The sequence below is a fragment of the Streptomyces sp. NPDC022910 genome (assembly GCF_055561075.1).
This window is the reverse complement of sequence record NZ_JBVHHL010000040.1, coordinates 62,465-72,470: the sequence shown is the minus strand read 5'-3', so window position 1 is coordinate 72,470 and position 10,006 is coordinate 62,465. Positions and strand designations below refer to the sequence as shown.

The following is a 10,006-nucleotide window of genomic DNA, read 5'->3' as shown; positions in this document are numbered from 1 at the left end:
CTGGCCGGCTCACCGACCTCGAGCGAGCCAAGGACCGCTACCTGATCCGCGGCGTGCTCTCCACCGCCGCCAAGCACACGGTCAACCCCCTCACCATACTCCGGGACGCGTTCACCGGAACCACTTGGCTGCCACCCGCAGCCCGCGCCTGACCACCCGCCAGCCGACGACCAACACGGTCACCGGCCGTGACCACACGCCTGAATCCATCACCCAGCGCACACCAGCTGAATGTTTACCTCGCAGAGCCTTCAAAAACCTGGGGCATTCAAGAAACTCGGGCCACCGTTTTCTGACATGATCCGGGGTCATGAGTGACACGCTGGCACCGCTCGGCCGCCCCCAACTCCTCCTTGCTGAGCCCCTCGTCCGCTCCGAGGTCAAGATCGGATACGCCCGATAGCCGGGCATGAGACGTGTCCGGTCGATCCATGTCGACTGCGCGTCTGACGGTTTGCCGCCCACGTCGGCGGGAGTGCGCGAGGCCGTGTCTCACGTAATCGACCTCTGGGACTGGGATCCTTCGAGGATCGCGGTCAGTCCCTACGATTGCGCAATCCGGTCGCGCAGCCAGGACTCGACGCCGCTGAGCGCCGTCCTGGCCATTGCCGTGGGGTGGCCCGTGAAGCCGTGGGGTGAGTCGGGGTAGACCCGGAACTCGACGTCATTGCCGGCCGCTGACAACCGACCTGCCAGCGCCAGGTTGTCTTCCAGCAACACGTCTGCGCTTCCGACGATCAGCAGCGTTGGGGGAAGCCCGCGAAGAACGCCGTAGATGGGAGAGATGTCGGGAACAGTGCGGTCTTCCACATGGCCGACGTACGCCTGGATGAAGTATTCGTCCGTGATGCGGCGACCGGCCGGGGTTCGTGCGCTCAAGTCGTAGGTGCCGAATTGGAGTGCAGCGCCGGTGAATCGGCCAACGGCACCTTTGTCTCTCAGCCGGAGCAGGGTCGCCAGGGCTAGTGTGGCTCCCGCGGAGCTCCCGCCGATCGCAAGTCGGGACGTTCCGAAGCGGGCATCGGCTTCTTCGACGAGCCAGAGCGCCGCTGCTTCACAGTCGTCGGGTGCCGCGGGCCAGGGGTGCTCAGGGGCCAGCCGGTAGTCGACGCTGACAACGGCGAGGTGCAGGGCGTCTGCGAGCTCGCGGTTGCGTTTGTCTCCTCGCGCTGCGGAGTCCATGTAGAAGCCGCCGCCGTGTATGTCCAGGTAGACGCCCCGCGGCGGACCGTCGATAGGAGTGAAGATCCTGACAGGGACGCGCGCTTCCGCGGCTTCGATCGTCTCTTCGATGGCAGGCGGATCTGCGGCAGGAGGAGCAGACCTCTTCGCTCGGGCCTCCTTCAGCTCCTCCAGTGAGCTGGGGCCACGGCCTGCCGCCCTCGACTTGTAGAAGTCACGAGCTTCATCGACCTGCTCCGCGGGCACGTCAGCGAACAGTGCGTCCAGCGCGAATCGCACGCGCCCTCCTCATCACTCGGGTCTCAACTCCACGCTATCGCTGACCTGCGACGCCGGATCCGCCGCACGCAGCGGCGGTTGCGACTACCGGCGAGGAAGTGTGCGGACTGACGCCGGCGGGGCGGCGTCGAGCTGTCGTCGAAGCGTGGTGATCTCGTCGTGCTGGGCTGCGAGGCGGGACAGGGCCGTGGCCTGGAACTCCTTCAGAGCGTCTAGTTCAGTGTTCTTCCTGCTGAGGCGCTCGCGCAGAGTGGCAACCTCGGCTTTGAGATGCTCGATCTGAGCCAGGCGTGGGTCGGGCTGCTGTCCGGCTTCCTGGGCGGCTTGGCGCTGACGGTCGAACTCGGCCTTGAGGTGTGGGTAGGTGCGGTAGAGCGTCGCCCGCGGTACTCCTGCGAGGGTGCACAAGCTCTTGACGTCGCACTTCATCCCGTCGGGAAAGGGGCCGGCGAGGAGTTGCCGCATCGCGTTCCGAATCCTGGCCTCGGGTTCCGCTTGGGGGCTGTGCATCATGAGCGCGGCTCCTCGTCAGGGTGGCCGGCAACGTCGATATCGGCGACGATGCGAGTGGCACGGTCGAATGCGGCCTGGGCTCGGGCCCGTTCAGGTTTGGAGAGTCTGGGGTTGCCGAGGAAGACGGCCTGGGTGTTGTCGGCGTGGTCGGCCCAGATAGCGCCGACGACGTAGCCCTACGCCAACAAGATCAATCTCAGCGGCACTTTCTGTACCTCAACTACTCACACCCGAACTCCGGCCGTCCGCCCGGAGAGCGAGGCTCGCGTCGCGAGGCAGGCGGGAGCTTGACGACAGGGCCTGGCCAGATCCCGTCGTCGAGCACCGCGACCTCCACCGCCTGCAGGCGCTCCGCGTCGGCGATCACGTCGATGCCGGTGACCAGGCCGTCGGCGAAGGCGAAGCTCAGCAGCACGCGCGGCCGGCCGGCATGAAGCATCGCCATGCCGAGCCGCCGTCGGCCAGTCCGACCCGGCCCCCCAACAGCCCATGTACAGGTCAAGAATGGGCCATGGGACGACCACGCCCCCGGTCGGCCGGAGCCTCATCGGGGGCGTGACGGAAGGGGAAACCGCGGACTAGAGGAACGAGTTGATCTCGATCGTCTCGTCGCGGCCCGGGCCCACGCCGATCGCCGAGATCGGGGCGCCGGACATCTCCTCCAGAGCCTTGACGTAACCCTGGGCGTTCTTCGGCAGGTCCGCGAAGGTCTTGGCCTTCGTGATGTCCTCCTGCCAGCCCGGCAGGTACTCGTAGATCGGCTTCGCGTGGTGGAAGTCCGTCTGGGAGTACGGGAGTTCCTCGACGCGCTTGCCGTCGATCTGGTACGCGACGCAGACCGGGATCTGTTCCCAGCCGGTGAGCACGTCGAGCTTGGTGAGGAAGAAGTCGGTCAGGCCGTTCACACGGGTCGCGTAACGGGCGATCACCGCGTCGAACCAGCCGCAACGGCGGTCACGGCCGGTGGTGACACCACGCTCACCGCCGATGCGGCGCAGGGCCTCGCCGTCCTCGTCGAACAACTCGGTCGGGAAGGGGCCCGAGCCGACCCGGGTCGTGTAGGCCTTGAGGATGCCGATCACCCGGCTGATCTTCGTCGGGCCGACACCGGAGCCGGTGCAGGCACCGCCCGCCGTCGGGTTCGACGACGTCACGAACGGGTACGTCCCGTGGTCGATGTCGAGGAGCGTGCCCTGGCCGCCCTCGAAGAGGACGACCTTGTCGTCGTCGAGCGCCTCATTGAGGATCAGGACCGTGTCGGCGACGTACGGCTTGATCTTCTCGGCGTAGCCCAGCAGCTCCTCGACCACCTGGTCCACGGCGATCGCGCGCCGGTTGTACAGCTTGGTGAGGATCTGGTTCTTGACCTCGAGGGCCGCCTCGACCTTCTGGGTGAGGATCGACTCGTCGTACAGGTCCTGGACCCGGATGCCGATGCGGTTGATCTTGTCGGCGTAGGTCGGGCCGATGCCACGGCCGGTCGTGCCGATCTTGCGCTTTCCGAGGAAGCGCTCCGTCACCTTGTCCACGGTGACGTTGTACGGCGTGATGATGTGCGCGTTTCCGCTGATCAGGAGCTTGGACGTGTCGACGCCTCGCTCGTTCAGACCGCTCAGCTCGGAGAGCAGGACCGACGGGTCGACGACGACGCCGTTGCCGATGACGGGCGTACAACCGGGAGAGAGGATTCCGGAAGGGAGGAGGTGCAGTGCATACTTCTGGTCGCCGACGACCACGGTGTGGCCGGCGTTGTTACCACCCTGGTAGCGCACTACATAGTCCACCGAGCCGCCGAGCAGGTCGGTGGCCTTTCCCTTGCCTTCGTCACCCCACTGAGCACCGAGCAGCACAAGTGCGGGCACGCGCGTACACCCCTTCCGGGCGGGGCATGTCCAGGGTCAGGGGCGTACGCGGAGGTTCACCGCCGCGTACACCGCGACCGTCATCGGCCGCAACCGTCGGACCGGATGCCCCGGAATAGACGAAGCCCCTGGCGCAATAGCGCAAGGGGCTCTTGCACAAAGATGCTACCCGAGGAAGCGAGGCAGGACCGAGGTGGCGACTTCCGACCAGCTCCTCGTGGTCATCGACCCGGTCGCCCGTCACAGTGACGGTGAGTCGGTACGGATCGCGAAAGACGTGCTCAGCGCGGGTGCGGCGACCAAGGTGTGCCTGCCGGAGGGGCCTGAGGAATTCGCCCGGGCGCTGGATCGCCGGGGCTCGCGGCGCCCGGTGGTCGTGGGCGACGACCGGGCCCTGCTGCGCGCGGTGACCCTGCTGCACCGCCGACGGGAGCTGGGCGCGACGGGCCTGTCCCTGGTGCCGGTGGGCGCCGCGCAGTCGCTGGCGCGGTCACTGGGGGTGCCGACCGGGGCAGTGGCGGCGGCGCGGGCCGTCCTCGACGGGGTGGAGCGGCGGCTGGATCTGCTGGTGGACGACAGTGACGGAGTGGTTCTCGGGGATCTGCGGATTCCGTCGGCGCCGACCGTGCCGGCCCAGCGCGACGGCACGTCGGACGTCGAGCGGATCTCTTCGGTACGGCCTTGGCTGCGGGTGCGGCAGTCCCTGGTGCGGACGCTGGCGACACGCCCGCCCCGGCTCGCGACGCCGCCCGGGCCGGGGCCCTCCCGGCTGCGGGTGGAGGTCGACGGGATAACGCTGGTGGACCTGGACCATCCGGTGGAGGGGGTGTCCGTGATACCGGATTCCTCCGGTACGGCGGTCGTGGAGGTGCGGCCGGTGTCGGTGGGCGCCGAGGCGGCACCCCTGGAGGCGCGCGGGCGGACCGTGACGGTGTCCGGAGCGGACTTCCGCTACCGGGCCGACGCGGTGGTGGCGGGACCCGTGCGAAGGCGGACGTGGACGGTGTGGGAGGGGGCTTGGCGGCTTACGGTGCCGGTGCCGGGATGAGTCAGGCTTCGCTTCACCGGGCGTCGGCGGGCGCCGGCTCTCAGCCCCGGCCGAACGTCTTGTCCCGGTGCACGCGCCAGCGCTCCATCATGGCCTCGACCTCCCCCTCGACGAACTCGAAGAAGGCGAGGGTCTCCGCGAGCCGACGGCCCGCCGGGGTGTCGGCCCCCAGGCTCGCCACCCCCTCGCGCAGGGCCTCCTCCCAGCGCTTGATGAGCGCCTCGCGGTTGGTGAGCGCCTCGTACCACTGATCGCTGTGCACCCGGTACCGCTCCCGGCGCGAACCCGGCTCCCGCTCCCGCGACACCAGGTGGACCTGCGCCAGGTAGCGCACCGCCCCGGACACCGCGGCGGGGCTGATCTGCAGCTGCTCGCCCAGTTCGGCGGAGGTGAGGGTGCCGGTGTCGGAGGCGAGCAGCGCGGCGAAGACCCGGGCCGGCATACGCGGCACGCCGGCCTCGACGAGCTGCGCGGCGAAGTGCTCCACGAACCGCGAGACCGACGCCGGATCCCGCTCCCCCACCTTCGGCTCCGTCATCCCTGGATCATCTCCCCTGGTCGGGCACCCTCGTCGAGCCTACCCGCTGTTTCTACCCTTCCTTAACTTCACAAATTTCTGAAAGAAGCGTACCTTCCGAACCATGACGAAGGCCATCACCGTCTCCGGACTGCACAAGTCGTTCGGCAGGACGAACGCGCTGGACGGTCTCGACCTGGAGGTCGAGACCGGCGACGTCCACGGTTTCCTGGGCCCGAACGGTGCCGGGAAGTCCACCACCATCCGGGTTCTGCTGGGTCTGCTGCGCGCCGACTCGGGCGCCGCACAGGTGCTCGGCCGCGATCCGTGGTCGGACGCGGTGGAACTGCACCGCCGGGTCGCATACGTCCCCGGGGACGTCACCCTGTGGCGCAACCTGTCCGGCGGGGAGGTGATCGACCTGTACGGCCGGCTGCGCGGAGGTCTCGACCGGGGGCGCCGGACGGAGCTGGTCGAGCGGTTCGAACTGGACCCGACCAAGAAGGGGCGGACGTACTCCAAGGGCAACCGGCAGAAGGTCGCCCTCGTCGCCGCCTTCGCCTCGGACGTCGACCTGCTGATCCTGGACGAGCCGACCTCCGGCCTCGACCCACTGATGGAGGAGGTCTTCCAGCGGTGCGTCGAGGAGGAGCGCGAGCGCGGCCGGACGATCCTGCTGTCCTCGCACATCCTGAGCGAGGTCGAGGAGCTCTGCGACCGGGTGAGCATCATCCGCAAGGGCCGGACGGTCGAGAGCGGTTCACTCGCCGAACTGCGCCATCTGACCCGGACGAGCGTCACCGCCGAACTCGCGGGCCCGCCCGACGGACTGGCCCGCCTGCCCGGCGTCCACGACCTCGACGTACAGGGGAACCGGGTCAGGCTCCAGGTCGACACGGACAAGCTGGACGCGCTGCTGCGGTCGCTGAGCGAGTCGGGTGTGCGGTCGCTGACGTCGACGCCGCCGACGCTGGAGGAGCTGTTCCTGCGGCACTACCAGGACGAGCTGCCCTCGGATGAAGAGGCGATGGGGGTACCTCCCCGCTCGAGTGAATTCCAGAGCTTGGGGGATCGATGACCGCCGTCACGCCGGCTTTTGCGGTAAGGAGCGGGGGGTCTCGTCAACTGGCCGGTACCGGAACGTTGTTGCGGTTCGCGCTGCGACGGGACCGGCTGATGATCCCCCTCTGGGTCGCGGTCAATGCCCTGATGGTGCTGTCGATGCCGGGAACCCTCAAGGGCCTCTACGGCACGGCGGCCGAACGCGCCGACCTGGCCGACCAGATGGCCGCCAACGCCTCCCTGCGCGCCATGGTCGGGCCGGTCTTCGGCGAGTCGCTCGGCGCGCTCACCGCCTGGCGCATCGGCGTCTACGCCGGACTGCTGGCCGCGGTGATGAGTCTGCTCGTCGTCGTACGGCACACCCGCGACGAGGAGGAGAGCGGACGGCAGGAGCTGATCTCGTCGGCGATGGTGGGGCGGCGCGCCCCGCTCACGGCGGCGCTGCTCGCGGCGGCGGTCGCCGACGCCGTCCTGGCGCTGGTGATCACGGCCGGTCTCGCCGGGCAGGGTGCCGCGGGCGCGCTGGCGCTGGGGCTCGGCATCGCCGGCGTCGGCATGGTGTTCGCCACGATGGCGGCGATCGTCGCGCAGCTGACGGAGAGCGCACGGCTCGCGCGCGGGCTGACGGGCGCGGTGCTGGGCGCCGCCTTCGTGTTGCGCGCGGCGGGCGACGCGGGGGCGAACGACGGCTCGTCCGTGCTGACCTGGCTCTCCCCGCTCGGCTGGCTGGAGAACGAACGCCCCTACGCCGGCGAGCACTGGTGGGTGCTGCTGCTGTTCGCGGCGGCGACGCTGGTCCAGGGCGCGGTGGCGTACGCACTTGCCGGGCGCCGCGACCTCGGCATGAGCTTCCTGCCCACCCGGCCCGGACCCGCCACCGGTCGTCTGGGCTCGGCGGGCGCCCTCGCCTGGCGGCTGCAGCGCGGTGGCGTACTGGGCTGGAGCGTGGGCTTCTTCCTCGCCGGAGTCGTCTACGGCGGGATGACGGACGGCGCGACCGACCTCGTCGGCGACAACGAGAAGGCCCGCGAGATCTTCGAGCGCATGGGCGGGCAGTCGGGGCTGACGGACACGTTCCTCGCCGCGATGGTCGGCATCATGGGGCTGGTCGCCGCCCTGTACATCGTCGCGTCGGTGCTGCGGCTGCACGGGGAGGAGACGTCGGAACGGGCGGAGCCGGTGCTGGCGAACGCGGTGGGGCGGCTGCGCTGGGCCGCCGGTCATCTGGTGATCGCCTTCGGCGGCGCCGCACTGATCATGCTGCTGGCGGGCCTGGGTTTCGCGGCGGGCTACGGCAGGGAGGCCGGACCGATCCTGGGCGCCTGCCTGGTCCAGTTGCCGGCGGTGTGGGTGATCGGCGGCCTGGCGGTCCTGCTGTACGGGGTGCTGCCGCGGGGCGCGGTGGCGGCATGGGGCGTGGCGGGGGCGGCGCTGCTGATCGGCTGGGTGGGGCCGGCGCTGAACCTTCCGCAGGCGGTGCTGGACCTCTCCCCCTTCGGACATCTGCCGAAGCTGCCGGGCGGGGAGATGGCGTGGGCACCGGTTCTGACGCTGACCGGGATCGCGGTGGTACTGGTGGCCGGGGGGCTGGCGGGATTGCGGAGGCGAGACCTGAGCGGCTGAGGGTGCCTCAGCCGACCCAGCGCTTCAGCTCCTCGGTCTCGAGTTCGATGCCTACGGGGTCCGGAAGAGTGACCTTGCCACCGAGCCTGACCACGTGGATGTCCCCGTACCCGTCCTCAACATCCGGGTTGCTGTGGACGAGGATCGAGAGGTTGTCACGGTCGATCAGCAAGTAGACGGGGATACCCGCTTCGCTGTACGCCCGGGGTTTATCCACACGGTCACGCTTGTGGGTATCCGAGTCGTAGGACGTGATCTCGACGGCCATCAGCACCCCGTCGGGGTCGGCCCATTCACCCTGTCCGTTGAAGTAGCCCACTGGGGCAAGCACAGCGTCAGGCCGCGCACGGCCCTTCTGATACGCCTCCACCTTCAGCCCTTGACCAGTTGTGTTGAGGGTGAGGTCGGGCCGTGCATGCTTGCACTGGAAGACCAGCCACATCGCCATCTCACCGTGGTTGCCGTTCGTCACCTTCTTGAGTCCGATCCGTCCGTCGATAAGCTCGAACCTGACGGTCTCGTCCTCACGGGTGGCGAATTCGGCAATCCGCTCGAACACATCCACCGGCATCTGAGACAACGCGCGCTCTGCCATAACCGTCATGGTGCCCCCCTCCTCAGGCACGCACCAGCTTGCCGGGCCGCCGATGTCCATCGCCCCGATCACCCACATGATCAGCCGAACGGGTGATCAGCCGATCTCCACGCTCAACCCTTCCAGCCCCCTGATCACAAAGTTCGGCTTCCGCTCCGGCTCCGCCGCAAGCCGCAGCGTCGGCGCCTTCTCCAGTAGGGCCGTCATGGACGCCGCCAGTTCGATGCGGGCCAAGGGCGCGCCGATGCAGTAGTGGATGCCCGCGCTGAAGGAGATGTGCGGGTTGTCCCCACGGGTCAGGTCCAGCTTCTCGGGGGCGGTGAAGACGGCCGGGTCGTGGTTCGCCGAGCCGAACAGCATCGCGATCTCCGCGCCCCGGGGAATCGTGGTGCCGTCGATCTCGATCTCGTCCAGCACCCAGCGTTCGAAGAGCTGGAGCGGGGTGTCGTACCGCATCAGCTCCTCCACGGCGGACGGGACGAGTGCGTGGTCGGCGCGGAGGGCCGCCAGCTGGTCCGGGTGACGGAACAGTGCCCACCAGCCGTTCACCGTCGCGTTCACCGTCGCCTCGTGCCCCGCGTTCAGCAGCAGCACACAGGTCGAGATCATCTCCTGCTCGGTGAGCCGGTCACCCTCGTCGTGCGCCGCGATCAGACCCGAGATCAGGTCGCCGCCCGGTTCCTTGCGGCGCTCCGCGATCAGCTCCCGGAGGTAGTCCGAGAACTCGACCGAGGCCCGCACCGCCTTGCGTGCCGTCTCCTCGGACGGGTTCAGCTCGTACATCCCGCAGATGTCCGCCGACCAGGGCCGCAGCTGCGCCCGGTCCGACTCCGGAATACCCAGCATCTCGGCGATCACCGCCACCGGGAGCGGCTCGGCCACGTCTGTCAGCAGATCGCCGCCGCCCGTCTCCACCAGCCGGGACACCAGCTCCCCGGCCAGCCCGTGCACATACGGCTTGAGCTGCTCCACCGTCCGCGGTGTGAACGCCTTCGACACCAGGCGCCGGATACGGGTGTGGTCCGGCGGTTCCAGGTCGAGCATGCCGTGGTCGTTGAGCGTGTGGAACGGCTCGTGCTCCGGCGGCGGTGCCGTCCGGCCGAAGTCCTCGTGCGTGAACCGGTGCTGGTACGTCCGGCCCAGGCGCCGGTCGCGCAGCAGCGCCGACACGTCCGCGTGCCGCGGCACCAGCCACTGGTCGGTGGGCTCGTAGTAGTGCACACGGCCCCGCGCACGCAACTCGGCGTACGCGGGGTACGGGTCGGCGACGAACACCGGGTCCCACGGGTCGAAGGCTGCCATGCACGGACGCTAGCCCGGCATCC

General features: G+C 69.0%; 10 protein-coding genes. 3 read left to right on the top strand and 7 right to left on the bottom strand.

The features are described 5' to 3' along the window. Positions 1 to 543: 543 nt before the first annotated feature. From ACZ3TS_RS30020 to ACZ3TS_RS30005, 4 genes are all read right to left on the bottom strand, one after another. The gene (locus tag ACZ3TS_RS30020; RefSeq protein WP_467624056.1) at positions 544 to 1,461 is read right to left on the bottom strand and encodes an alpha/beta hydrolase; all 918 of its coding nucleotides are present in this window, start codon (positions 1,459 to 1,461) and stop codon (positions 544 to 546) included. An 84-nt stretch (positions 1,462 to 1,545) separates the two neighbouring features. Further along, positions 1,546 to 1,974 (bottom strand): hypothetical protein, encoded by a 429-nt coding sequence (locus ACZ3TS_RS30015; protein ID WP_467624054.1) that lies wholly within the window; start codon positions 1,972 to 1,974, stop codon positions 1,546 to 1,548. Between the two features lie 220 nt (positions 1,975 to 2,194). Next, positions 2,195 to 2,419: a hypothetical protein gene (locus tag ACZ3TS_RS30010; RefSeq protein ID WP_467624052.1), complete on the bottom strand. Its 225-nt coding sequence runs from the start codon at positions 2,417 to 2,419 to the stop codon at positions 2,195 to 2,197. 133 nt (positions 2,420 to 2,552) lie between these two features. Beyond that, the gene (locus ACZ3TS_RS30005) at positions 2,553 to 3,836 is read right to left on the bottom strand and encodes an adenylosuccinate synthase (protein ID WP_467624050.1); all 1,284 of its coding nucleotides are present in this window, start codon (positions 3,834 to 3,836) and stop codon (positions 2,553 to 2,555) included. 193 nt (positions 3,837 to 4,029) lie between these two features. Here ACZ3TS_RS30005 and ACZ3TS_RS30000 point away from each other — a divergent pair, with 193 nt between their 5' ends. Further along, a complete protein-coding gene (locus ACZ3TS_RS30000) occupies positions 4,030 to 4,884 on the top strand; it encodes a diacylglycerol kinase family protein (RefSeq protein ID WP_467624048.1) in 855 nt (284 codons plus the stop codon). Positions 4,885 to 4,924: 40 nt separating this feature from the next. On the opposite strand, the gene ACZ3TS_RS29995 is transcribed toward ACZ3TS_RS30000, so the two are convergent. Beyond that, positions 4,925 to 5,422, bottom strand: coding sequence for a GbsR/MarR family transcriptional regulator (locus ACZ3TS_RS29995; RefSeq protein WP_467624047.1), 498 nt, complete (start codon positions 5,420 to 5,422; stop codon positions 4,925 to 4,927). A 103-nt stretch (positions 5,423 to 5,525) separates the two neighbouring features. Here ACZ3TS_RS29995 and ACZ3TS_RS29990 point away from each other — a divergent pair, with 103 nt between their 5' ends. Continuing rightward, positions 5,526 to 6,479, top strand: a complete 954-nt coding sequence (locus tag ACZ3TS_RS29990; RefSeq protein WP_467624046.1) for an ABC transporter ATP-binding protein — start codon at positions 5,526 to 5,528, stop codon at positions 6,477 to 6,479. Next, on the top strand, positions 6,476 to 8,086 hold the full coding sequence (locus ACZ3TS_RS29985; RefSeq protein ID WP_467624043.1) for an ABC transporter permease: 1,611 nt from the start codon (positions 6,476 to 6,478) through the stop codon (positions 8,084 to 8,086). The genes ACZ3TS_RS29990 and ACZ3TS_RS29985 overlap by 4 nt, the downstream gene beginning before the upstream one ends. 7 nt (positions 8,087 to 8,093) lie before the next feature. Here ACZ3TS_RS29985 and ACZ3TS_RS29980 read toward each other — a convergent pair whose 3' ends face one another. After that, positions 8,094 to 8,690: a Uma2 family endonuclease gene (locus ACZ3TS_RS29980; protein ID WP_467624062.1), complete on the bottom strand. Its 597-nt coding sequence runs from the start codon at positions 8,688 to 8,690 to the stop codon at positions 8,094 to 8,096. A gap of 87 nt (positions 8,691 to 8,777) precedes the next feature. Further along, positions 8,778 to 9,983 carry a cytochrome P450 gene (locus tag ACZ3TS_RS29975; protein WP_467624041.1) on the bottom strand — a complete coding sequence of 402 codons (1,206 nt, stop codon included), beginning with the start codon at positions 9,981 to 9,983 and terminating at the stop codon, positions 8,778 to 8,780. Between the last annotated feature and the right edge of the window lie 23 nt (positions 9,984 to 10,006).

Coding starts and splice junctions, on each gene's coding strand:
- ACZ3TS_RS30015 (WP_467624054.1), bottom strand. CDS start 1,974: ATGATGCACAGCCCCCAAGCGGAACCCGAGGCCAGGATTCGGAACGCG.
- ACZ3TS_RS30010 (WP_467624052.1), bottom strand. CDS start 2,419: ATGGCGATGCTTCATGCCGGCCGGCCGCGCGTGCTGCTGAGCTTCGCC.
- ACZ3TS_RS29995 (WP_467624047.1), bottom strand. CDS start 5,422: ATGACGGAGCCGAAGGTGGGGGAGCGGGATCCGGCGTCGGTCTCGCGG.
- ACZ3TS_RS29990 (WP_467624046.1), top strand. CDS start 5,526: ATGACGAAGGCCATCACCGTCTCCGGACTGCACAAGTCGTTCGGCAGG.
- ACZ3TS_RS29985 (WP_467624043.1), top strand. CDS start 6,476: ATGACCGCCGTCACGCCGGCTTTTGCGGTAAGGAGCGGGGGGTCTCGT.
- ACZ3TS_RS29980 (WP_467624062.1), bottom strand. CDS start 8,690: ATGACGGTTATGGCAGAGCGCGCGTTGTCTCAGATGCCGGTGGATGTG.
- ACZ3TS_RS29975 (WP_467624041.1), bottom strand. CDS start 9,983: ATGGCAGCCTTCGACCCGTGGGACCCGGTGTTCGTCGCCGACCCGTAC.